A 24,359-nucleotide genomic window follows, 5' to 3' on the forward strand; every position below is an offset into this window, starting at 1 on the left:
ATGTCAAAGAAATATGATCTTTTAGTATTAGGTAGTGGACCTGGTGGTTATGTTGCCGCTATTCGCGCTGCTCAGTTGGGATTACAGGTTGGTGTTGTGGAGAAGGAATCTTTGGGAGGTATTTGTCTTAACTGGGGGTGTATTCCCACCAAGGCTTTATTAAAAAGTGCTAATGTTTTTGAATACATATCACACGCTGCTGATTACGGAATCAGCGTAAAGGATGCCAAAGCAGATCTCGACGGCATGGTGAAGAGAAGCCGTGGAGTTGCCGATGGTATGAGCAAGGGTATCCAGTTCTTATTTAAAAAGAACAAGATCGATGCTATTATGGGCTTTGGCAAGTTGAAAGCCGGTAAGAAAATAGAGGTTACTTCTGAGGATGGAAAAACCGAAACCTACAGCGCAGATCATATTATCGTTGCTACCGGTGGCCGGTCAAGGCAATTACCTAACCTGCCGATAGATGGTAAAAAGATCATAGGTTACAGAGAAGCATTGGTGCTCGACAAAGCTCCTAAGAAAATGGTTATTGTTGGTTCAGGTGCTATAGGCGTTGAGTTTGCATATTTCTACAACACTATTGGTACTGAGGTGACCATAGTTGAGTTTATGCCAAGGATCGTTCCTGTTGAAGATGAGGAGGTGTCAAAGGCACTGGAGAGAAACTTTAAGAAAGCAGGTATGAAAGTAATGACCAGCTCGGAAGTTACTAACGTAGATACTAAAGGTAAGGGTTGTAAAGTGACCGTTAAAACCAAAAAAGGAGATGAAACCATAGACTGTGATGTTGTGCTGTCTGCGGTAGGTATCTCTACAAACCTTGAAGGCATCGGTCTTGAAGATATTGGCGTAGCTACAGATAAAGGCAAGGTAATCGTTGATGATTACTACAAAACCAACATACCTGGTGTATATGCCATCGGAGATATCGTACATGGTCCTGCATTGGCGCACGTAGCTTCTGCAGAAGGTATTATTTGTGTGGAAAAGATAGCAGGTGAAAACCCTCAGCCTCTGGACTACAACAATATACCGGGATGTACTTATTGCAGCCCTGAGATAGCTTCAGTTGGTTATACAGAAGCAGCCGCCAAAGAAGCAGGCTATGAGCTTAAAGTGGGCAAATTCCCATTCTCAGCATCAGGTAAAGCCAGTGCGGCCGGAGCTAAGGATGGTTTTGTGAAACTGATCTTTGATGCTAAATATGGTGAACTGCTTGGAGCACATATGATCGGAGCCAATGTTACAGAAATGATTGCGGAGATCGTGGCAGTGAGAAAACTGGAAACCACCGGCCATGAGATCATAAAAGCTGTACACCCTCACCCTACCATGTCGGAGGCAGTGATGGAAGCAGCCGCAGCGGCTTACGATGAAGTGATCCATATATAGATAATAAAGGTTTATTCCCTGAAAGGGACTGTTCAGAGGTCAGAGCAAGTGTCATGTCTGCCGACTATTGACAAGTGCATATTCGAAACTATTTGACTTTTGATACAGTCCCTTTCTATCTTTAACTCCCCACTAACCTATACCTGATGTCCCCAATCTATAAGGGTAAATTGACTGAAAGCGAGCTTATTGCTTTACTGAAGCAGAAAGATAAAGCGGCATTGGGGTATCTCTATGATAATTATTCAGCAGCACTTTTTGGTGTAATCCTGCGCATTTTGCAAGACAAGAAAGTAGCCGAAGAAGTACTTCAGGATGCTTTCATGAAGGTATGGGACAAGATTGACACGTATGATGATAAAAAGGGCAGACTGTTTACCTGGATGCTGAACCTGTGCAGGAACCTGGCCATTGACAAACTCCGCTCGAAAGAAATAAAGAAGGTCGGTAAAACTGATGATATAGAAGAAAACGTATATCATGTAGAAAAAGATTATCTTGTTCAGCAGAGTGTGGACGGTATAGGTGTAAAGGAGCTTTTAGTCAGGTTGCGTGATGAGGAGAGGTTAATACTTGAGCTGATTTATTTTAAAGGCTATACGCAATCAGAGGTCTCGGAAAGTCAGGGTATACCTTTAGGAACCGTAAAAACCAGGTTAAGGATGGCCTTGATTAATTTAAGAAAGGAGCTAGGGGTAGAGTGAACATTCAGGAATATATATCATCAGGAATATTAGAGGCATATGTGCTTGGAGAGCTCCCCAGGGAAGAAGCTCTTGAAGTGGAAAAAATGGCTTTGGAGCACCACGAGGTTAGGGAGGAAATTACCCGTATTGAAATTACACTTGAGAGTGTGGCCTTTGAAACGGCAGTGAAGCCGGCAGCAGATCTTAAAGACAAGATCATGCAACAGGTGGATAGCAGTCAACAGCAGGCCGGAGCAAACGTAGTGTCGATGCCGATTTCCAACAAACCCAATTACTGGAAATATGCCATGGCAGCCTCAGTTTCTATAGCTCTGGTTACTACAATTTTAGCTTTTAACTTCTGGAGCAAGTGGAAAAGCACGGAAGTTGAACTGAATAATTTAATAGCTCAAAATGAGCGCATCGCCCGGGACTACAATACTGTCAACAATAAGCTTGAAGACATTGAGCATGAGTTCAGCATTTTAAGTGATGCCTCCTATCGTAAAGTAGTTTTGCAAGGTACAGAAAATGCCCCCCAGGCACTGGCAAACATTTATTGGAATCCAGCATCGGAAGAAGTCTACCTCAATATACAAAACCTGAAAGAGCTTACCCAGGAACAACAGTACCAGTTGTGGGCAATAATTGATGGAACCCCCGTAGACGCAGGGGTTTTTGACAGTGGCCAGAGCGGTCTTTTAAAAATGAAAAACATTGCACGAGCCTCCGCCTTTGCCGTTACCGTAGAGCCCAGAGGTGGTAGTGAAAACCCTACTTTGGATACCATGCAGGTAATGGGTGCCGTGGGTGAGTCCTGAAAAACTTGTTGGTCTCCGTGTCATTCCCCTGGTTTTGAAATATCTGAGGGGCTAAGAAAGAAATATTGTCCTCTGCCTGCCACCTTTTTGGTTAATTAATTCCCCAAAGTGTTGTTTATTCAAACATAAAATGTGTCAGGAATTACTTCTTCATTCAAGATAACAGGTTGATTGTTATGGATTAACTATTCCGTAGATCAGTTTAATTAATTAACAAAATCAGTCAATCAATTAAATGTCTGCCTTCTTAATAATTAAAAAATACGTGAATTAATCTTCTCGATTCTGGGTTATAGTGTTTGATAGTGCTATATCAGTAAACAGGTTTCACAACTTAATAGGTGAGTTGGGTGCGAAAGTTGCCCCTTGGTTTAACACAAAGATGTTTTAACTCATATAAACTATTAATAAGATGAAATCACATGTTTACACTCTAAGAATACTGTGCCTGGCAGTGGCAGTGCTCATTGCTGGCTGCTCAGAAGAAGATGATCCATCTGCCGATCCTGGCGAAGAAGAAGTAGTTGATCCGCCAACGCCCTCTCTCAGTTTTGCGACCCCCTCAGATTCAACAGGAATTGCCTTTGACGTAATTGGTAACCCTGAAGTTAACGGTACAAAGTACACCTTTAATATGGTTGATGAAGATAACGGTTGCGGAATGCCCGGTGGTGATTACATTCAACTGGATACCCTTGAACCTATGTGGGACAACGGCTTTGCTGTAGCTGCATGGGTAGAGTTTCAGGATGAAGAGCGCTACTATGAAAGGATTCTTGACTTCGGCAACGGATGGGGTGAAAACGGAGGAATGAATGTTACGCTGTCCCGGTTGGCCCGTTCTGCTGATCTGGTCTTAACCAGTTGGATAGATTCCGATTCGCTGACCAACAGAGAGAAAGGCAGGCTTATAGCCCGGGATGCGATAGTGAACGGAGAAACCTTGTTTTATGCCGCGACTATCAGTCCTACAGGAGAGATGAAATTATACGTAAACGGAGAAATGGTTGCCGAAAAGGCTGACGGCCATCCTGTGGCCAATGTGGCACGTAACCAGAACTTCATAGGCCACTCTAATTGGTGCCAGGAAGATTATGATTTTAAAGGAAGTGTTGATGGTATGTATATATACAACAGGGCTATTACCCCAGGAGAAGTACGTGCCTTGTATGATCTCAGGTCCGGCTCCGATCAGGCCAAATAAAGAAATTAAAGTTGTCTCATAAGTAAAAGGCCATTTCCTTTCCCGGGAAATGGCCTTCATTTTATACACCTTGTATCAAGTGGCTTTTAAAAGAAAAAGCTGATGCTTGCCCTGGCAAATAGCGGGCTTCCCGGTGTAAAGTGTATCTCTGATACGGGGGCAGTCTCGTTGAAGAGCCTTGACTCCGTATCAAATTGTGCTTCCTTCCATTCGTTATCCAGAAGGTTTACGATGGAAAAACCTACTTCATATTTCGGTTGGGTATAATTTAAAGTAGCATCTAAAAGAAAATACCCCTCAGCCTCTACAGAATTATCCTCATTGGCAGGTCTGTCGCCCAGATACCTGTAGCGAAGGCTTCCGTTGATCCCGTTTTTCATATTAAAGCTTATCCCACCAATGCTGGTGAAAGTCGGAGCCAGCGGAATATGGTCAGCCCCTTCTGGTTCGTTAACTGCTAGCGGATCTGTAAAATTCAAGTCCGCATCCAGGTAAAGCCACTGGAGCAGTTGGTACCTGAATGACAGGTCAACACCTCTCCTTCTGGTTTCCCCGCTGGGCTCTACTATACCTTCATCACCTACGTATACAAACTCCTGATCAAGGTTGAGCTGCCATACGGCCGCATTAATGGAAAGATTGGGAACAGGCTTAAAAAAACCTCCAAAATCGAAACCGTAAGCTTTAGGAAGTATATCCTTGCCGTTTTGTGCTACTACTACCCGGGTATCGTTTGAGTGAAAGCCAATTCCGGCTTTGGCAAACAAACCAAATTGAGAGGTAAGCTTGTATGATGCACTCAGCTTTGGGGAGAATGTACCTTCGCTTTCGCTTTGTCTTTCATAAGTGGTTGCCAAAGCATCCACGTAGTTGAATATGAAATGGTCATAACGAAGGCTACCGTTAACAGAGAATGCAGGTGTTATATCCAAAGTTTCGCTGATATATGCATACACATTGGTCTCATCCACATCCCCCCTGGCCAGGTCATCCAACACCTCTTTGCGGTTAAGGGTGTGCGATAAACGAATATCATTGACATCATCATACCTGAAGCCGGCACCTGCTTTTGATCTGATACCCAGATTGCCCAGATAGCCATCCTTCGTGTAAGCGCCGGAGTACCCATAAATACTTCTGCTTTCAGATTGTGTTATCTGATCTCCATTGATGGGGTCGTTCAGGAAGAAAGTGAAGTTGGAAACCAACATAAAATCATAACGCGAAAAGAAAACCTGGTGCTCAAGACCGGCATCATTGCCCAGGTCAAGATTATATTTCACATTCAGGTTTGTTCGGCTGGTTTCCCCTCCTTCAGTATCATCAATAGCTCCAAATCGCCCTATTAGTCCGCTTTCAACAGCCCGTACAGGGATTTGACCTGATGCGTCCCATTTGCTGGTAAATCTGGAAGCAGATATTGAAAGTAACTTTTTGTCATCAAAATATCCGGTGTACTTACCCATAATATTGATACGCGAGAAATTTTGATCGCTATCGAAATAGCCATCCGTAAGGTACAGTTCAGATGCGATATACAGGTTTTCGCGAAGCCCGTCCTGCTGTCTGTTAAGCAGGTCAATAAGTCCTACGGTTCTTAAGGTACCATATTGTCCTCCTTCCAGCTTTATCATACTGCTGTCCAACCTGTCCCGGGTATGGAATGCTGCATATCCGGCGGTGGTAAAGTTGCCCTGATCGACATAGTAAGGGCCTTTATTAAAATTTACACGCTGGATCGTTTCAGGTATTAGAAAGTGAAGGTCAGAATAGCCCTGGCCATGGGCATGCGACACCATGTTAACTGGCATCCCGTCCACGGTGAGGTTAATGTCCGTACCATGGTCTATATCGAAACCACGTAGAAATATTTGTTCGGCTTTACCTCCGCCCGCATGTTGTGCTATAAAAAGTCCGGGCACAAGCCTCAGTACATCCTGAGAACTTTCAGTGGGTCGCAGTTTGATATCGTAGGCGGATATGGAGCTAAGGCTTTTAACCTCTTCCGAAGTAATGACCACATCAGCCAGCTCAATGTCTCCCTGTTTCAGGAAAAAGTCCTGCCTCCGCTCACTATCTGTTATTTCTATTTCCTGCTGTTGGCTTTCATATCCGATGAAGGATACAGTAACGGTAAAAGTACCTGCAGGTAATTTGAATTTAAAGTTTCCAAAAGCATCGGCAGAGGTGCCAGCCCCGTTGTCAATCACAATATTGGCTCCTGGTAAAGGTTCTCCCTGCTGATTGTAAATTCGCCCGCTGAAAATGTGTTGCTGGGCGAAAAGGTCCTGGCAATAGCATAGCACTGCTACCAGTATAAATAGCTTGAATTTTGTCATAATCTATGTTTAAAATATTAATGATCAGGCAGTACAGTTTCATCTTTACTCGGAGTAAAGGGTACTGCTGCTGAAATACGCGAATATTTTTTGTGTAAATTATGACTGTATGGGAGGAGGCGTTGGCGGAGCAATTACATGTGTGTTTGCAAGGGTTTTCACCTTGCAGTGGAAAGGAATATCAGTGCCGTTGTTTGCAAATACAAACACACTGTTTTCAGTTATGTAATTGAGCAGGAATATAATTTTTAATGGAGAGTGGATCGGTGTTTCGTTGTTCTCCATCTTTTTGAGGCTTTCGAAAGCTGCATTATGATCTTCCACATGATGATGGTGGTGGTCATGACTATGATGGTGAATGATATTAGGAATGTGGTGCAGCGTGTCATGCACAATAGTAAAGACACCATACCCCATAAAGGAACCTGTGTAAAACAACAATAACGATATGGCAATGAATTTACTCAAATGATTCTGGATATAATCTGTTTTGTGTTTGATGTATTTTAACACGGGTCTATACTCAGTGCCTGCATCTTGCGTGTACCTTTCCCCTATAGATTAAACAGCTTTGGGTTCAGAAGTAATACCCTCATAGCGATCATTTTTTTTATGTTCTCCTTTTGTAAAACAACATGCATTAAGGAGCCTATTGGTTTTGACCTGTTTTTTGCTTCTTGTTTAAAACAGTCTGTACTTCATTAAAACCTTCACCTAATTTGGTATGCAAGGTTATCGAATATTTGTTATACATGCCAAAGCTTTTATTTAAGGTGACCGTTTCAGGCCTCCGGGGTTTTCAAAACCTTGAAGCTCTTTCGTGGAGGTCTTTGCTATGATTTTTGTAAATTGATATCGTTTAAAGCCGTATTTTAATAACTTTACTATCCGTCAATTTTTTGAAAAGCATATGAATAAGCATATTTACTTACTCTCTACGGTATTTTTTTGTCTGATAGCAGCAGTGGCCGTGGCTCAGGGAGATGAAGCCCTGGATAAAGCCTATGCAAGGGCTAATGAAAAACTTGAAAGTGGTGACTTTCGAAGTGCCATACTCGATTATTCACAACTGATCAACTCTAAGTTTGGCAATGATGAAGTGTATGTTAAAAGGGGTATAGCCTATTATCAGACCAAGGATTATGATAAAGCTGCTTCTGACTTTGATGATGCCGTTAAAGCCCGGGTTGATAGCCCTGAATTGTATGGGTACCGCGGACTCACCAAATATGAGCAAAAGGATTATCAGGGTGCAGCCAGTGAACTGGAAAAGGCAGTTAACATGGGCTTTAGAAAGCCCGAAGGCCTGTTCAATTTAGGCAATGCCAAGTTCAGGCTGGATAGTTATCAGGATGCCATAAAATACTACGACATGGCTGAGCAGGCCGGTTATAAAGATGCCACACTGCTTAATAACAGGGGTAAAGCTAAGTTTACACTAAAAAATTATGATGCGGCCGTTCAGGATTACAACAAAGCTTTGGCTGCAGATAGCAAGTATGACAAGGCTTTGGAAAACCGTGCAGAAGCTTATTTTGAATTAAAGAAGTGGAAAGAAGCTGCTGACGACTATGATGCCCTCATAAAATCAGGTAAAGTAACCGATGAAAATTTTGCCAGAAGAGGGATAGCCCTATACCAGTTGAAAAACTATGATGAGGCTGCCAAGGATATAGAAAGTGCCATTCAGAGAGGCAGCAAAATACCTGAACTCACCTATTACCTGGGCAATATCTATTTTGACAAAAAAGACTATAAAAAAGCCGCCCTTTATTATGAGCAGGCTCAAAGAGCCAACGCGGAGGCCAAAGACCTTAATGCAAAGCTTGGGCAGGCCTATTTTCTTAGCGATAACTATGCGGCTGCTGAAACTACCTTTACCAATGCCATTGACAAAGGGGACAACGATCCGTCAAATTACCTGTATCGCGGCTTGGCAAGGTATGAATTGAAAAATGATAACGGTGCATACCAGGATCTGAAGCAAGCAACAGATAAAGGACAAAAGAATTACAAGGCCTTCTTCTATCTTGGTAATTTGCAGTTTAAGCAAGAAGAGTATCACCTGGCAGAAGCCAGCTACGACAAGGCCTTAGCCCTTGAGGCCACTGACCCTGTGGCTTTCAACAATCGCGGAAAATCAAAATTTAACCTGGATAAGCATGCCGAAGCACTTAAAGATTACAATCAGGCTCTTTCCCTAAAAGCGGACTATGATAAAGCTCTTGAGAACAGGGCGGAAGCATATTTCAAACTTGAAAAGTGGCAGGAGGCTGTAACTGACTATAATGCATTGGTCGAAGCTGGTAAACTTACAGATGAGAATTTTGCCAGGAGAGGAATAGCACTTTATAAGCAGAACAAGTACGATGAAGCCATTAAGGACCTGGAGAGTGCAGTGCAAAGAGGAAGTAAAATTCAGGAGTTGACCTTCTATCTGGGTAATGCTTGGTTTGCCAAAGAAGATTATAAAAAAGCTGCACTGTATTATGAGCAGGCCCAGCGGGCAGGTGTAACCGCAGCAGATCTTAGTACTAACCTTGGTAAGTCATATTTCTATAATAAAAATTATGCAGCGGCAGAAACTACACTGTCAGATGCTATAAGCAAAGGCAGTGCAGATGCCAACAGCTATTTGTACAGAGGGTTGGCCCGGTATGAATTAAAAAATGATGAAGGTGCTCTGTCAGATTTACAGCAGGCGGTATCCAAAGGAGTGAAAGATTATAATGCCTATCACTACCTGGGCAATTTGCAGTTCAAAAAAGAAGAATACGCCAATGCCATTGCCAGCTACGACAGAGCCATCGCTCTGGATGCATCTGATGCCGTGGTGTTCAATAACAGAGGAAAGGCCAAACTTAATCTTCAAAAGTACAGTGAGGCTATTGCTGATTTTGACAAAGCACTGGCCTTGCAGGGCGACTACAGCAAAGCCCTTGAAAACCGTGCTGAGGCAAAGTTTGCAGCCAAAGACTGGCCAGGAACTATTGCCGATTATGAAGCCATCAAAAAATCAGGAAGTTCAGATCCCGTCATTTATGAAAGAATAGGTGTCGCCCGCTTCAATACAGGTGATTTTCAGGGAGCAGTTTCAGACCTAAAGTCTGCTATTCAAAGAGGTGCTACAGGGGATGATCTCAATCTAAAGCTGGGTATGGCACTTTACAAGACCGGAGGAAACAAGGAAGCTTATACCTATTTACAAAAAGCAGAACAGGCCGGACAGGCTACACCCCAGGTATATGAGATGCTGGGTGTTTCGGCTTATGAAAACAAGAGCTTTGGCAAAGCCGAGGAGTATATCACCAAAGCCCTTGACGGAGGAGTTAAAAATAATGACCTGTACAAATACCGTGGAGCGGCCAGGTACTCCACCAGCAATGTTGATGGTGCCTTTGAAGACTTAAAAAAAGCAGAATCTTTAGGTGTTGCGGATTATGAAACTTTTAAATCCTTAGGAGATATTTATTATTCCCGCAATGAGTTTGAGAATGCCATAGCGGCATATAATAAGGCCATTGCACAGAAAGCGGATGATCCCGTTGTATTGAATAACCGGGGTAAGGCAAAACTCCTGCTCAAAAATTACCAGGGTGCCGTTGAGGATTTTGACAAAGCCATAGCCTTAAAGTCTGATTATGGAAAAGCACTGCTCAACCGGGGTACTGCCAGATTTGAACTTAAGAATTATTCCGGAGCAATTTCAGACCTTGAGAAAGCAAAAGAGGCATCAGGCCAAAGCAAAGAAGTAGTCAAAATGCTGGGACTTGCTTATTATGAAACCGGAAATAAGCAGGAAGCTCAAAAGTATCTTGATAAGGCCATTCAGGAGGGAGCCAAAGATGCTCAAGTATATGTGTATAGTGGTTTGCTGAGCTATGACCAAAGTGATTATAAGAAAGCCTCCGGCTATCTGGACAAAGCGGAAGAGCTTGGAGAAAAATCGCCTGAAATATATGAGAAAAGAGGTCTGGCCAAATACAACCTGAAAAACTATCAGGGAGCGGTAGACGATCTTACAAAGGCTGAGAAGGCAGGGGTGGCCAATGCAGATTTGCATGCAAAAGTGGGTATAGCCCAATATGAGCTTAAGAATTATGCAGAGGCCGCAGGTAATTTGCAAAAAGCTGTGGCCAAAGGCTCAAAAGATAAGGAAGTGTATTACAACCTCGGTAATGCGCAGTTCAGGCTTGAACAATATGACCAGGCCATTAAGAGCTATGATCAGGCTATAACTTTGGGGGCTGATGACGAATTGGTTTATAACAACAGAGGTAAAGCCAAAATGCTGACCAACAAACTGTCGGAGGCTATTAGTGACTTTGATAAATCGCTACAGGTTAAGCCCGGATATAATGTAGCCTTACTCAACAGAGGTACGGCCAAGTACCTTTCTGAAGACTACAAAGGAGCCATTGCCGATCTTAACAAAATTATTGAGGCCAATCAGGGAGGTAAGGAAGAATACCTTTATCTGGGTGTATCCAGGTTCCAGACCAAAGACTACGAGGGTGCCCTGACGGCGCTTGAAAAAGCACGCTCTTTGGGTGTAGATGATAAGTTGCTTTATTATGGGTTAGGAAACGCCTTGTACTACAAAGGTGATTTTGAAAAAGCTCTGCCCAATCTTGAAAAAGCTATCCAGATGGGGGCAGCGGATGTTCAGACCTATGCCAACAAAGGAGCAGCAGAATACAAACTGGAGAAATATCAGGCCGCAGCCAGTGACCTTAAAAAGGCGGTTGAATTGGGGGCTACGGATGCAGAAGTTTTCCATAATCTTGGACATGCCCTTTATGAAACCGGAGATTTTGAGGGGTCTATTTCAACCTTGAATAAGGCCATCAGTGCTAAAAGTGACTACGGATCAGCATACTTTCATCGTGGCAATGCCAAGTTCAGGTTGAAAAACTATGAAAGTGCCATTAAGGATTATGACGAAGCCATAGCCAAAGGAGTTAAAAATCCTATCATTTATAACAACAAGGGTAAGGCGTATCAATTGGCGGATAAACTGGACGAGGCTATTGAAAGTTATACCAGGGCTATTGAGTCTGACGGCAACTACGGAAGGGCGTACGAGAATAGAGGAAAGGCTTATTTTATGATGGAGAAGTATGAAGAGGCAGCCAAAGACCTTTCCAAATATGAAAGGCTCGAAGAGAAGCCCGATGGAGAGACAATCTTTTACCTGGCAGAGTCATACTATCACATGGAAGAATACGTAAGGGCACTGTCCTACTTTGACAAAACCATAGAATCAGGCAATAAGAGTGGAGAGACTTACCAGCACCGGGCAAGGACCCTTATGGAAACCCAAGACTATGAAGGTGCTATTGCTGATTTGCAAAATGCAATAAATGCAGGGAAGAAAGATGCTTCTGTCTATATGGATCGTGCACGGGCCAACCTGTATTTGGGTAATATACGAGCTGCTTCCAATGACCTTGACGATGTTATTGCAAAAGATCCGGGTAACGCCGATGCTTACTACAACCGTGCGTATCTGAAAGAGGAGGCTGAGGATTACGAAGCGGCAATAACTGATTATAAAAAAGTCGTAGAACTTACACCGAATGACGATGCCGCACATTTTCATCTTGCAAATGCTACAGTATCCTCCGGCAACGTGGGAGGTGCCCTGGAATCTATCAATAAAGCCATTGAATTGAATGGCAAAGATGCCTCCTACCATAAAGTAAAAGGTAATATTTTATATCAGCTTGAACGTGAAGGAGACGCGTGTGAGAGCTGGAGAAAGGCGGTAGAGCTTGGTGATAAAAAAGCATCTTATTTTATCAGCCAGTATTGCGATTAAGCGGCTGGAATAGCTAATTTTAAGTAATGCCCGGTAGCTCTCAGTTTACCGGGCATTTTATTTAAAAATTCTGTTACCTATGCTTTCCCTTACGTATATATCCATACCAGCTAAAGCTCTGTCATGATCAAACTTTTTATTACAATTTTCTCCATTTTTAACATCGGGACGCCGGAAACCATATCAGGCAAAGTAATCCGTGTAATTGACGGTAACACCATCGAAATACTGGATTCGGAGAAAGAGGTGGTCAAAATCATGCTCAGCGAAGTAGACTGCCCGGAGCTGGGGCAGGAGTTTTCGGAAGAGGCTAAAAAGCTTACCGAAAAACTTGTGCTTAAGAAAAGGGTTGTGGTTGAACTGAAAGGCAAAGACCGTTGGGGAAATAAGCTGGGGCAGGTCATGCTAAATAATGGAAAGCTGCTCCATCATGAGTTACTGCAAAACGGCCTGGCCTGGGCCAAAGAAGAAGATAACGAAGCCCTGGTAAATATGCAGGCTACTGCCAAAGCCAGTAAAAGTGGCTTATGGATAAGTGAAGACCCCACACCTCCCTGGATCTACAGGAGACAACAAACCATGATGGCTCCCAAGGGCCGTTAACCATTTATTTGAACCTATCTTGTAGCTTTGTGGTTTATTGTGGCTGTACACAATAAAAAACGCTATCTTCAGTTTTATAACTGAATGAAGAAAAGAAAGTTAGTTATGAGATTCGTGTTAGTCATTCTGATATGCTTCCTGGGAGTTGCCTTTAATGCAAACGCTCAAAAAGCAAAAAAAACAAAAAAAAGTAAAGCAGAACAGGTCGATAATGCTTACGAACCCTTTGCCCCGGAGGAAGTAAAGGCCCCGGTTCAAAAAAGCAGCAAAAAGGGTAAGAAATCTTTTCGAAGCAAGTACAATAAAACACTTGAACAAACGAGGGAGGACTTTGCCAAGCGCATGGAGGCCAACGCTAAGAAGGAGCGAAAAATGCAGAGGCAAATGGAAAAGCCACAATATTCCGACCCCTCTTATTTTGGGCATAAAAAGAAACCCAAAAAAAGAAAGCCCGGCAAAAGGAAGTTTTGTAAAGAGTGTGGAATAGTTCACTAGCACACCTCCTGCACATTCATTCCTGCTCATAAAAAAATTGATCCATTGACCCCGGAGTGTTCGGGGTTTAACAGTACTATTTCTTATCTTAGATTCAATGAACAACCTCAACCGATTCATTGAACAAACCAACCTGAAGCCGACTTTTGTAGCCGGTGATGTGGATGTGCTTGTAAAACAAGCCGTTGATCATAATTTCCTGGGTATATGTGTTCCGCCATTCTGGGTAAAAAAAGCCAGCAGGGAGATTGGCGACAGGGATGTCCAACTTGTAACCGTTATCGGTTTTCCTTTAGGATATAACATGACAGAAACCAAGATCCAGGAGATCGATCTTGCCATTCGAGATGGTGCCGATGAGCTGGATATCGTGATGAACATATCTTCCTTCAAAACAGGACTACCCTGGACCAAGATAGAACTGGCCAAGTGTTGCAACCTTATCCATGACCACTATAAGCTGGTAAAAGTAATTATTGAAACGGCCTATTTGTCGTCAGAGGAAATAGAAACAGCATGCAAGCTATGTGCTGATGCAGGAGTTGATTTTGTGAAAACCTCAACCGGTTTTGCGGGAGCAGGGGCTAAAGTGGAGCACATTGAGCTGATGCGTAAGGTATTACCATCCAATGTGGGAATAAAGGCATCAGGGGGTATTAAGACATATCAGCAGGCCGTGGAGCTTATTATGGCAGGTGCTGATAGAATAGGTACATCTTCCGGAGTAGAAATTTTAGCCGAAGCGAAATAACTATGGAGCATTTTAACATCAGGGTTTTGGGCAAAGTGCAGGGCGTATTTTACAGGGCCAACACGCGCAAAAAAGCTTATGATCTGGGCATAACAGGATATGTTCGCAATGAACCCGATGGCAGCGTGTATATCGAGGCAGAGGGCAGGTTGGATAAGCTCAATGAATTTGTTTCCTGGTGCCGTACCGGTCCTGATAGGGCAAAGGTTGATGAAGTGCAGGTTAAATCATCCGGGGAACTGAAAAACTTTACCCGATTCGAAATAGAAAGCTAAAAATATAAGAATCTGAAAACCTCGGTCTTTAAGCAATTTTCATTTTAACAATGCCCTTATACTTATAGATTTTGAGCTCAAAATGCTGGTGGATGAAAGCCTTCATCCGGCTCTCAGCAAGCTCGGCCTTACGGCCTTCGGGGTAAAAAACGGTGAGTTCAAGTACTGCCTTTAAAAAGTTGGGGCGCAGGCAGAAATCTACCAGCCACTCTTCGTAGGTGGCTACCCAGTCTACAGTATACTTGTCGTAATGATCCTTGCCATCAAAAAGAAATTCCAACTGGTTGTTGCCATGCTTGTATCTGTAAACACCCGCAAGGTTGCGATAGAACTCTACCAAACGATCGGTGTACTCAGTGTTGTGTGCTTTAATTTGCTTTACAGTGTCATCTTCCAGCCCCAGCGGATTAAACTGATCAAGATAAAATTTCTTGGCAAAATCTATCAGATACACGATTAGTCGCTCCTCTTGATCGAGTTGCGCCTGCTCAAGTATATAGTTTTTGTCCAGTGGGAAATATTTCTGAATCATCGTTTAAATATTTGACTCGCCAAATATAATAGTTTCTTTTCAAGTATGAAGATTAAAAAGGCAGAAATGATGGTGTAATTGACGCAATAATATTACATCGCATTTTGAGGAAAAAGACATACAGCGTAACTTGACGGCTTAATTTAACCCCTATGAGAATATTACTTGCCACTCTGCTTCTGACCTTGTTTACTATCAATGGTTATGCTCAGAATGAACCTTATCAAATAGATGTCACCAAACTGGACAGTGGGCTTTACCTCTACCATTCTTACGCAGAATACAAGGGTAATAAAGTCTCTGCCAACGGCATTGTGATTGAGGCAGGTGATAGTGTGGTCGTGATTGATTCGCCCTGGGACAATGAGCAAACCATCCAGCTTCTTGACTGGGTAGAGGCCGAAATTGTCAAACCGGTAGCGGCTGTGGTAATCACCCACGCACATAACGACAGGATCGGTGGGATTTCAGTGTTGCATGAAAGGAATATTAAGACTGTGAGTAGTCAGCTTACAAAAGTTTATGCCCTGAAACGGGGCTTTGAGGCCCCAAAGAAAATATTTGAAAAGGAAACTACTTTGAATGTAGGGGAAGTGACTGTTAATGTATTTTACCCGGGAGCCGGGCATACTGTAGACAACACTGTGGTTTACATATCTCCTTATGAAGTCCTTTACGGAGGCTGTTTCATCAAAAGCAGCGGGGCCAAAGACTTGGGCAACATCGAAGATGCCGATCTGGATTCCTGGGGAGGAAGCATCAAAAATATGCAAAGGCGCTTTCCTGCGCCAAAAATGGTTATACCCGGGCATGGAAATTATACCCCCGGAGCCATTGAAAACACCCTTAAGCTACTCGGATATCAATAGGTTTATTGAAGAGGTGAATTTTCCTCTTTCGCCATTACATTATAAACCATTTTATCCATCATACCCGGAAACCACTTATTGAGGAAAACTGTTATTTTACCCTGAGCGGTCAGTATCAGATGTTTTTTTCTTTTTTTGGTTGCTTTATAGATGTGCTGGGCACACTCTTCGGCCGTCATCATTTTTTCCTCCTTTCGGGGAGATTCTCCCTGTTGCGATCCATCAGCAGTTAGCGAGGACTTTCTGATATTGGATGCCGTGAAACCGGGACATGCTGTTAAAACATGAACTCCCTTTTTCAACATCTCTGTTCGGAGAACCTCTAGAAAGCCTTGAAGGGCAAATTTTGATGCTGAATACCCAGTCCTTCCCGGCAGACCACGATAACCCGCAATAGATGATACACCAACAACTGAACCCTTGTTCTCAAGTATGGACGGAAGGCAATACTTTGTGGCATAAAGCACACCATAAAAATTGATGTCCATAACCTGCTTCACCACATTCAGGTCTACATCCTCAAAAAGTGCCCTCATGGATATACCTGCATTATTGATTAAAATGTCAATCTTTCCATAGTGCTGGATGGCTTCTTCTGCCATCTTCCGATTGTCTTCTTCCTTGCTTACATCCGATTGAAAGCCAATAACCTCAATGCCTTGGTTTTGTAACTCCTTTACAGCCTGGTCAAGGGCTTGCTGTTTTCGGCCGGTGATCATGATCTTTGATCCGTTTTTACCAAACACTTCTGCCAAAGCCTTGCCTATCCCGGAAGACCCGCCTGTAATTACTACAACTTTATTTTTCATGAGGCTATTTTAAGTGGTTTGCAGTATTCAAAGATAGGAGATGTTATGCTTACTGAAACAATTGATTCTGTTTTGTTTAATCCATGTTCTTAGGAATTGCCTATTTTTGGCTGATTTTTGAATATTATGATTCTATTGAAACTCTTCTCACGGCTGCCCATGTGGCTGCTCTATGTCCTTTCAGACCTCATGTTTGTGGCGGTATATTATCTGGCAGGATACCGAAGGCGGGTGGTAGCCACCAACATCAGAAACTCATTCCCCGATATGTCTGAGCAAGAGGTAAAAGTGGTTGTGAAGGAGTTTTACCGACGGTTTATGGACTTTACTATGGAGACGCTCAAAGCCTTTACTATTACCAAAGAAGAGCTGACCCGTAGAGTGAAATTCATTAATGTTCCTGACGTTCAGCCTTATGCTGATAAACACCAGTCCATTCTCGTCATTGCGTCGCACCAGTTTAACTGGGAATGGGCACTGCTCACCGGTTGTATTGTACTTCCCTTTCCGGTCGATGCTGTTTATCAAAAGCTGTCAAACAAAGGCTTTAACGATCTCATGCTCAATACACGATCAAGATTTGGAGGTCAGCCTATAGAGAAAAGCAATATACTCCGGGCGGTGCTGAAATCACCTGACAGGTTAAGAGCACTGGGCATAGTTGCGGACCAGTCACCCAGAAGAAAATCACCCAAATACTGGACTCACTTCCTGAACCAGGAAACTGCCTTCTTTCTTGGGCCGGAGCAGATTGCCAAACTGGCAAAATACCCAACGTTCTTTTTTAAAGTCAACAGGGTTAAAAGAGGGTATTATACCGTGGAGCTCGTGAAATTAACAGAACCGCCTTACGGGAAAACTGATCATTCGATTTTGGAAGCCTATGCAAAAGCCACTGAAGCCTTGGTAAAGGAAGACCCTGCAGGGTATCTATGGTCACATAAACGCTGGAAGCTAAAGAAAGAGGAGGCAGGAGATTAGGAACTGTTCAAGAAATCAGATGCTGGGAAAGTCGGGAGACCAACGATATAAAATTGGAGCCCGACCCATGATTCCGGGCTCCGTCAGCGGTTTAGGCCAACTATTAACTCGTTTGTACTTTTTCCAGTGCTTGTTTGATATCCCAAATGATATCCTTATAATTTTCCACGCCCACCGATAAGCGTATCATCTTATCTGTTATCGACATTTTTTTCCTCAGTTCCGGGTCCACGTCAGCATGAGTCATGGTAGCAGGGTGTTCCGCAAGACTTTCGGTGCTGCCCAGACTTACTGCCAGTTTGATGAGTTTCATGCTATTCAAAAATTTGAAGGCTTCTTTTTCCCCACCTTTAATGTCAAAAGATAACATGGCACCATTACTCTTACTTTGCCTTTGGTGGATTTCATACTGGCGGCCATCTTCCGGAGTGATATTTCCCAGGTAGTACACCTTTTCCACTAAAGGATGCTGGTTTAAGAATTCAGCCACCTTTTCAGCATTTGCGGCCTGCTGGTCCATCCGCACTTTTAAAGTTTCCAGGCTTCTCATGAGCAACCAGCCGGTCCAGGGGCCGGCCATGCAGCCAAGGAATGTCCGTAGTACTTTTACCCTGCCGATCAGTTCTTTGGAGCCGAGGCAGGCGCCGGCAATCACATCGCTATGCCCACCTATGTATTTTGTGGCAGAATATATGACCAGGTCAGCCCCATGCTCAAGCGGGTGTTGCCAGAGTGGACCCATATAGGTATTGTCAACGGCCATGTAAACTTGCTTATCTGCCGTGGAGTATTGCTGGGCTACAGCTTTGTACATGGCGATATCAATGAGTGCATTGGTTGGGTTTGCCGGTGTTTCCAGGTAGATAAACGCCAGTTTACTGCCATGCTCATGGTTTTGAAGTTTTTCAAGTACCTCTTCCCGGGTGTCATATGCCGTTACACCCAGCGTATGGATGCCAAATGAAGGAAGTATTTTAGAAATAAAATGATCCGTGCCGCCATAAACCGGGCTGGAATATAATACAAGGTCTCCTGGCTTTAAAAACTCAAGTAGCGTAGTGCTTATGGCCGACATACCACTTTCAAATACCGCTGCATCCTCGGCTTTATCCCATAGAGTAAGCCGGTTTTCCAGTATTTCCAAGTCAGGATTGTTCAGCCTGCTGTAAATAAGGCCAAGCTCTTCATCCGGGTGTTTCTCGCGCAGGCCGTAAGCCACTTCAAAGAAATTCTTGCCTTCCTCAGCGTTTTTAAACACAAATGTTGAGGTTTGGAATATAGGACACTTTATGGCTCCCTCCGAAAGTTCCGGTTTGTAGCCATAAGACATCATTAAGCTTTCAGGTGAAAGGTTCATTGCTATGTTGTTTTAAAATTCGCAATGAATCTGGTGTTTTATTCTGTAAAAGTAAATAAGTATGGAAAATACATCTAATATTATTAATTTGGTGGTTTAATTTACTTTTTAGATATTATTTAAGGGCTCCATATGGAAAATATATCTTTTCTCAAACTTGATCAGCTTGACCTGAAATTACTTGACCTGCTCCAACGCGATGCAAAAATGAAACACAAAGAACTGGCGGCGGAGCTAAACCTCACGGTGACACCAGTTTATGAGCGAATTAAAAGACTTGAAAGGACTGGTGTTATTCAGAAATACGTGGCACTGCTGGATCGTAATAAAATTGATCGCGAGCTGATAGCTTTCTGTATGGTAAAACTGGAAAAACACTCATTGCCTAACCTCAAGGTCTTTGAAGAAAAGATATTGAATATCCCGGAAATAATGGAGTGCTTTCATTTGGCCGGTGAGTACGACTATATACTCAAGGTAGCCGTCAAAGATATGAACGCCTACCAGGAGTTTACGGTCAAAAAGCTTTCTGTCATCGAAGGAGTAGCCATCATTCATAGCTCCTTTGCCATGTCCGTACTCAAATCTACTACAGCCTATCCTTTAGGAGAGTAGGGATTCAATATCCTCTTTCGATAAGCTCTTTACAAAGCTTTCTTCAGTGGTGATAAGCTCACTGGCAAGTTTTCGCTTGTGCTTCTGAAGCGCCAGTATTTTCTCTTCCACAGTGTTTTTGGAGATGAATTTATAGGTAAATACTTTGTTCTCCTGACCAATACGGTGTGCCCGGTCAACAGCCTGTGCTTCTATAGCAGGGTTCCACCATGGATCCAGTATAAACACATAATCTGCCTTTGTGAGGTTTAAACCAAGACCCCCTGCTTTCAAAGAAATAAGGAAAACCTTTAGTGATGCATCGTTTTGGAACCTTTCTACCTGAGCCTGACGATCTTTTGTAGACCCGTCCAGATAAGCAAAATCTATATTCTTTTCTTTCAGGTGCTCGGCAAGTATGGACAAGTGCTTTACAAACTGACTGAAAATCAAAATCTTATGATCATCGCGAATGGCATTGTCCAACTTGAGTATTACATCCTGCATTTTACCGGAATCGCCGCTATATTCCAGGTCAACCATCTTCGGGTGATTGGCAATCTGGCGAAGTTTGGTAAGACCCTGAAGCAATAGTAGCTGCGACTTATTAAGTCCTTGCATCTCAATATTTTCAAGGATCTTATTTCTGTAATAAGATTTTACCTTGTCGTATTCTTTCTCCTGGGAAGGGGTAAGATCGCTGTATTGGACGTTCTCTACTTTTTCAGGAAGTTCGGTTGCTACCTGGGACTTATGCCTGCGCAGAATGAACGGTTTAATAATTGCATTGAGCTTTCTGGTTTTTTCCTCATCATTCTTCTTCTCAATAGGGTTGAGGAACTCATTTTTAAAGAATGACTGCGAACCCAGAAGTCCAGGATTAATAAAGTTCATTTGTGACCAAAGGTCCATAGTGCTGTTTTCCAGCGGTGTACCCGTTAGGATTAGCCTGCTGCGTGAGTTAAGCTGTCTTACAGCTTTTGCTATGTTCGAAGCAGGGTTCTTTATGGCCTGGGATTCATCCAGGATTACATAGTTGAAATAATAATCCGTGAGCAAATCAATGTCAAGCCTCACTATACCGTAAGATGTGATGATGACATCATACTTGGCAAACTTTTCAGGGTTTTTGTCCCTGTTGGTTCCGGTATAGGTGAAAACCTTCAATTTTGGGGTGAATTTCTTGGCCTCAGCCTCCCAGTTATATACCAGTGATGTAGGCATGATGAGGAGAGAAGCACCCTGTGCCCCGGCTTCTTTTTGAGATAGCAGCATGGTCAGGGTTTGTACTGTCTTACCAAGACCCATGTCATCAGCAAGGCAGCCTCCAAATTTGTATTGGTTAAGGAAGTGCAACCAGTTGTAGCCGGCAAGCTGATAAGGTCGTAGTTTTCCTTTGAAATTCTTAGGTATAGGAGCATCTTCAATAGTCTCGAAGCCTTTAAGCGATTCGAGTTTTTTGCTCATGGTAACCTTGGCCAGATTGCCGTTCTCCAGGTCCTGGACTAAGGCAAGGTGGTGTTTTTTAAGCTTCGGATCGCCATTTTCATCTTCCTCAGAGAAGGCAAACAGCTCCGAATATTCGTTCAGCCACGATTCCGGTATTACTGCAATCTCCCCGTTTGGCAGCTCCAGTTCCATTTTCTTTTTACTGATCAGTTTGCGGAGCTCTTTAAAGGAGATCTCATACTTGCCAAACTGTATTACAGCGTGAATATCAAACCAGTCGATATTCTCCCTTACCTCAACACTGATCTTGTATTCACCAATGAAGTACTTCTTGGATGACTTTCCTTTTTGATCTATAATGAACTTGCGACGCTCCAGTTCTTCCCGGTATTCGTCTAACCATGCAAAAGCAGTGGTTTTGGAAATGGCGGCTTTGGAATTCCTGATAGGAAGCCCGGAGCCGGTCATAAATTGGATGATCTCTTTTTCATCGTCCAGTTTACGCGCTACCCTGTGGAAAGTGTAATTGTCTCCCTGCTTATCAACGGAAACACTTACAGGGCCAATGTTGCTTGCCTTGAATTTGAAAGGCCCATACTGGAAGGATAGCTCCAGAAGGATTTTTTCGTTTTCTTCAGTTGCCTGCCCATTGTTGTTGTCCCCAAATAATGACATACTTGTACCACTACCGGCCAGCTCAGATATGGTCAGAATGGGAATGGGATTGTAGCGTTCACTATTGATCTCAAAGCCTTTGGCATAAACGTCAAAGGAGGCGATAAGCGGAGCCACAAACTTATTATAGTAAGTTTCTTCAACGTTTTTGGGGATCACTATAAACTTCTTGTTCAGAAAAGGCGCCAGTTTCTTGCCGTCAACATCCTTTTCAAAGGAGTATAGCTTGCCTTCAAGCACCATCCAGGCCGGACTTTTACAAATAATATACGCCCCTTTATATTGAAAATCCACTTTCTCTCCATTGTATTTTATGGTAGGGAAGTAGTGGGTGTTTTCTTCGTTTCTTCTAAAATGGAAAAGGACAGTTGCTTTTTGCTCCAGCACTTCTATTTTTTTCCATGCAGGCTCACCATCATTGCCCATTTCATACAGCCATTTGCCCTGTATCCTTTCCAATATTCTGGATCGCCTTCTTTCCAGATAATTTTCTATTTCTGATTTAAGAAGGTCGTTGTTTTTACCATTGTCATATATTTTAGGAAAAAACTCCTCAGGCTTTACATTCTTTTTATTGAAATGCTTGATCACTGCTTCCTGCTGCATCTGGTCCATAAGCTCTATAAGCTCATAATCGGTATTGTCTAAGCGGGATGCAAACTCCTTTGCATTTTTGGAAGAGATGTTTTGGTGTTGTAGCGTTAGTTTGCCTTTATCGTCAAGATGCACCACGAATGACTCGAATATGTATCCAAGATATTCGTGTTCATATAACGAGTATATGATTTGGAATGGTTGGGCTGCTGATATCTTCATTTTTAGTACACAAACAGAACCCGCAAATTAAGAAAAAAACATCATTTTATAGTGGTTTTTTTATTCTAAATCGATCAATATCTAACATGGTCGGTAAAAGAATTTTTTATGCGGATCAGTGGTCTATAACGTGGAATTAGCCATTTATGTTATTAATACGTTAATATTTTGTTAGAAAACTTGCATATCAGAGGTTTTCAACGGAGTTATATCTTGTGGCAATTACGGCCGGTCGGTAGGATATAATGAGGGTGATAAAGATGAGACTGAGGGATGTATAGACGAAGTCTGTAACCTTCATTTCTACAGGATAATTTTCCATCACGGAAGTTTCCATGCCCATGGAAACAATACCAAATGTCTGTTGAAGCCAGCAGATAAGGCCGCCCAAAACAAGCCCCATAGCAGCACCTCCCAGAGAAATAATAGCACCTTCTGAAACGAATATGCTTTTTATAAGCCGGTTGCCAGCACCCATGGCATACAGTATGGAGATATCCTTCTTCTTGTCGATGGCAAGCATGGTCAAAGCAAAGAAAATGTTGATAGAGCCCACAGCCATAATAAAGGAGAATGCAATAAATACGAATAGCTTTTCCAGGTTTAAAAGCTTATACAGGTCAGCATGCTGCTCTTCATTGTCCAAAACTTTAAAGTCATCACCCAGCTTATCAGTCAGATCCTGTTCTACTTTGTGGATGCTAAATCCTTCTTTTACTTTTATTTCGAGCGAAGTTCGCTTGTTTCCATAGTCCAGTAAATCGCGGGCAAACTCCAGCGGCACGAATATGTAGTTCTCATCGTAGTTTTTCTCTATGGCGAAAACACTGCCCGGCAATATATTTCTGCGGCTGTAAAGATTGCTGATGTCGATGCTGCCCGGCTTTACATCTTTTATATAATGCACCTGAAGCGGATATATGTCACTTCCCGGCATTATGGAAAGGCTATACTGCACACCCCGGCCTATAATAGCATAGTTTACATCATTTTCTTTCAGCTTCAGCTCACCACTGACAATGGCTGTATCTATGCGATTTTGTTCCAGAAAGTTTTCGCTGACCCCTTTGATAGTGGCTACCATATCGGCATCGCGATATTTTACATAGGCATAGTCTTCGATAACCTCCGTTACAATGTCAACGCCTTCCACATTTTGAATGGCCCGGGACAGACTGTCTGAAAAAATAAATGACTTGCCCTTTGTGGCTTCTATTTTGATTTGAGGGTCAAATGAGCCATAAAGAGACCTTAGCAGGCCTTCAAGGCCATTAAAAACGGAGAGTACAATGATCAATGCAGCGGTGCATATGGCAACGATGAGCATCGATATGATGGAGATCACATTGATGAAGTTCCTTTTCCTTTTCGAAAAGAAGTATTTCCGCGCTATGAAAAAAGACAGGTTCAAAAATTAGTCGTTTTCGCCATCCTTATCTTCAGGCGGAATATTTAGGTTATCAATCAATTTGTCAATTTTTTGTGCGTTCTCCTCTACCTCATCTACATAAAAATTAAGTTGAGGCACTATCCTTACCTGTTTGCCGATTTTATTGCCCAGGTCTCTTCTGATTTCGTTTTTATGCTTTTCTATTTTTTCCAGCATGGCATCCTTGTCTTTAACCATGAGCATAGACAGGTACACTTTAGCTATACTCAGGTCGGGACTGATAATAACGTCAGCCACGGTAACAAAGGTGTTGGCGAAAATGCCCATCTTATCTTTCTGAAATATATCGCTAAGGTCCCGCTGGATTAATCTTGAAAATTTTTGCTGTCTTTTACTTTCATTCATAGTTGCAAATATCCGATTAAATTTACTTTTTTCACGTGCATGAGCTAATTTTCAGGTGGTGGGCAATCCATATTTTATGGCTCTGTTCCGTC

The 24,359-nt window shown here is 42.8% G+C and carries 20 protein-coding genes; 12 read left to right on the plus strand and 8 right to left on the minus strand.

The window, feature by feature from the left end:
- From lpdA to E1163_RS24490, 4 genes are all read left to right on the plus strand, one after another.
- Positions 1–1,395: a dihydrolipoyl dehydrogenase gene (gene lpdA / locus E1163_RS24475; RefSeq protein ID WP_155175316.1), complete on the plus strand. Its 1,395-nt coding sequence runs from the start codon at positions 1–3 to the stop codon at positions 1,393–1,395.
- Positions 1,396–1,541: 146 nt separating this feature from the next.
- On the plus strand, positions 1,542–2,099 hold the full coding sequence (locus E1163_RS24480) for an RNA polymerase sigma factor (protein WP_246223871.1): 558 nt from the start codon (positions 1,542–1,544) through the stop codon (positions 2,097–2,099).
- Positions 2,096–2,902, plus strand: coding sequence for an anti-sigma factor (locus E1163_RS24485; protein WP_155175318.1), 807 nt, complete (start codon positions 2,096–2,098; stop codon positions 2,900–2,902). Before E1163_RS24480 ends, E1163_RS24485 begins: the two co-directional genes overlap by 4 nt.
- A 412-nt stretch (positions 2,903–3,314) precedes the next feature.
- Entirely contained in the window at positions 3,315–4,106 is a 792-nt protein-coding gene (locus E1163_RS24490) for a LamG domain-containing protein (protein WP_155175320.1), read from the plus strand.
- A gap of 86 nt (positions 4,107–4,192) precedes the next feature.
- On the opposite strand, the gene E1163_RS24495 is transcribed toward E1163_RS24490, so the two are convergent.
- Both E1163_RS24495 and E1163_RS24500 read right to left on the minus strand, forming a co-directional pair.
- Positions 4,193–6,445: a TonB-dependent receptor gene (locus E1163_RS24495; RefSeq protein WP_155175322.1), complete on the minus strand. Its 2,253-nt coding sequence runs from the start codon at positions 6,443–6,445 to the stop codon at positions 4,193–4,195.
- A gap of 99 nt (positions 6,446–6,544) precedes the next feature.
- Complete coding sequence (locus E1163_RS24500; RefSeq protein ID WP_155175324.1) at positions 6,545–6,913, minus strand: hypothetical protein; 369 nt, start codon at positions 6,911–6,913, stop codon at positions 6,545–6,547.
- Positions 6,914–7,355: 442 nt separating this feature from the next.
- Between E1163_RS24500 and E1163_RS24505 the strand changes: the two genes are divergently transcribed.
- From E1163_RS24505 to E1163_RS24525, 5 genes are all read left to right on the plus strand, one after another.
- On the plus strand, positions 7,356–12,266 hold the full coding sequence (locus tag E1163_RS24505; RefSeq protein WP_155175326.1) for a tetratricopeptide repeat protein: 4,911 nt from the start codon (positions 7,356–7,358) through the stop codon (positions 12,264–12,266).
- Between the two features lie 123 nt (positions 12,267–12,389).
- A complete protein-coding gene (locus E1163_RS24510; protein ID WP_155175328.1) occupies positions 12,390–12,869 on the plus strand; it encodes a thermonuclease family protein in 480 nt (159 codons plus the stop codon).
- Between the two features lie 105 nt (positions 12,870–12,974).
- Entirely contained in the window at positions 12,975–13,364 is a 390-nt protein-coding gene (locus E1163_RS24515; protein ID WP_155175330.1) for a hypothetical protein, read from the plus strand.
- A gap of 97 nt (positions 13,365–13,461) precedes the next feature.
- Positions 13,462–14,115: a deoxyribose-phosphate aldolase gene (deoC, locus tag E1163_RS24520; RefSeq protein WP_155175332.1), complete on the plus strand. Its 654-nt coding sequence runs from the start codon at positions 13,462–13,464 to the stop codon at positions 14,113–14,115.
- 2 nt (positions 14,116–14,117) lie between these two features.
- Positions 14,118–14,390 (plus strand): acylphosphatase, encoded by a 273-nt coding sequence (locus tag E1163_RS24525; protein ID WP_155175334.1) that lies wholly within the window; start codon positions 14,118–14,120, stop codon positions 14,388–14,390.
- 28 nt (positions 14,391–14,418) lie between these two features.
- Here E1163_RS24525 and E1163_RS24530 read toward each other — a convergent pair whose 3' ends face one another.
- Positions 14,419–14,922 carry a hypothetical protein gene (locus E1163_RS24530; RefSeq protein WP_155175336.1) on the minus strand — a complete coding sequence of 168 codons (504 nt, stop codon included), beginning with the start codon at positions 14,920–14,922 and terminating at the stop codon, positions 14,419–14,421.
- A gap of 152 nt (positions 14,923–15,074) precedes the next feature.
- On the opposite strand from E1163_RS24530, the gene bla reads away from it, so the two are divergent.
- Positions 15,075–15,791, plus strand: a complete 717-nt coding sequence (gene bla / locus E1163_RS24535) for a subclass B1 metallo-beta-lactamase (protein WP_155175338.1) — start codon at positions 15,075–15,077, stop codon at positions 15,789–15,791.
- Positions 15,792–15,793: 2 nt separating this feature from the next.
- Here the strand turns inward: bla and E1163_RS24540 are convergent, their stop codons facing one another.
- The gene (locus E1163_RS24540) at positions 15,794–16,600 is read right to left on the minus strand and encodes an SDR family oxidoreductase (protein WP_155175340.1); all 807 of its coding nucleotides are present in this window, start codon (positions 16,598–16,600) and stop codon (positions 15,794–15,796) included.
- Between the two features lie 126 nt (positions 16,601–16,726).
- Between E1163_RS24540 and E1163_RS24545 the strand changes: the two genes are divergently transcribed.
- Positions 16,727–17,581 (plus strand): lysophospholipid acyltransferase family protein, encoded by an 855-nt coding sequence (locus tag E1163_RS24545; RefSeq protein ID WP_155175342.1) that lies wholly within the window; start codon positions 16,727–16,729, stop codon positions 17,579–17,581.
- 103 nt (positions 17,582–17,684) lie between these two features.
- On the opposite strand, the gene E1163_RS24550 is transcribed toward E1163_RS24545, so the two are convergent.
- A complete protein-coding gene (locus E1163_RS24550; protein ID WP_155175343.1) occupies positions 17,685–18,938 on the minus strand; it encodes a cystathionine gamma-synthase family protein in 1,254 nt (417 codons plus the stop codon).
- Between the two features lie 132 nt (positions 18,939–19,070).
- On the opposite strand from E1163_RS24550, the gene E1163_RS24555 reads away from it, so the two are divergent.
- Positions 19,071–19,553: an Lrp/AsnC family transcriptional regulator gene (locus tag E1163_RS24555; protein ID WP_155175345.1), complete on the plus strand. Its 483-nt coding sequence runs from the start codon at positions 19,071–19,073 to the stop codon at positions 19,551–19,553.
- On the opposite strand, the gene E1163_RS24560 is transcribed toward E1163_RS24555, so the two are convergent.
- The 3 genes from E1163_RS24560 to rbfA form a co-directional block, all read right to left on the minus strand.
- Entirely contained in the window at positions 19,542–22,472 is a 2,931-nt protein-coding gene (locus tag E1163_RS24560) for a DEAD/DEAH box helicase (protein ID WP_155175347.1), read from the minus strand. The two genes, E1163_RS24555 and E1163_RS24560, sit on opposite strands and share 12 nt — an antisense overlap.
- A 187-nt stretch (positions 22,473–22,659) precedes the next feature.
- Positions 22,660–23,883 (minus strand): FtsX-like permease family protein, encoded by a 1,224-nt coding sequence (locus E1163_RS24565; protein ID WP_185156200.1) that lies wholly within the window; start codon positions 23,881–23,883, stop codon positions 22,660–22,662.
- A gap of 3 nt (positions 23,884–23,886) precedes the next feature.
- The gene (rbfA, locus tag E1163_RS24570; protein WP_155175349.1) at positions 23,887–24,267 is read right to left on the minus strand and encodes a 30S ribosome-binding factor RbfA; all 381 of its coding nucleotides are present in this window, start codon (positions 24,265–24,267) and stop codon (positions 23,887–23,889) included.
- Positions 24,268–24,359: the final 92 nt, after the last annotated feature.

The organism is Fulvivirga kasyanovii (genome assembly GCF_009711405.1).
Classification (GTDB): domain Bacteria; phylum Bacteroidota; class Bacteroidia; order Cytophagales; family Cyclobacteriaceae; genus Fulvivirga; species Fulvivirga kasyanovii.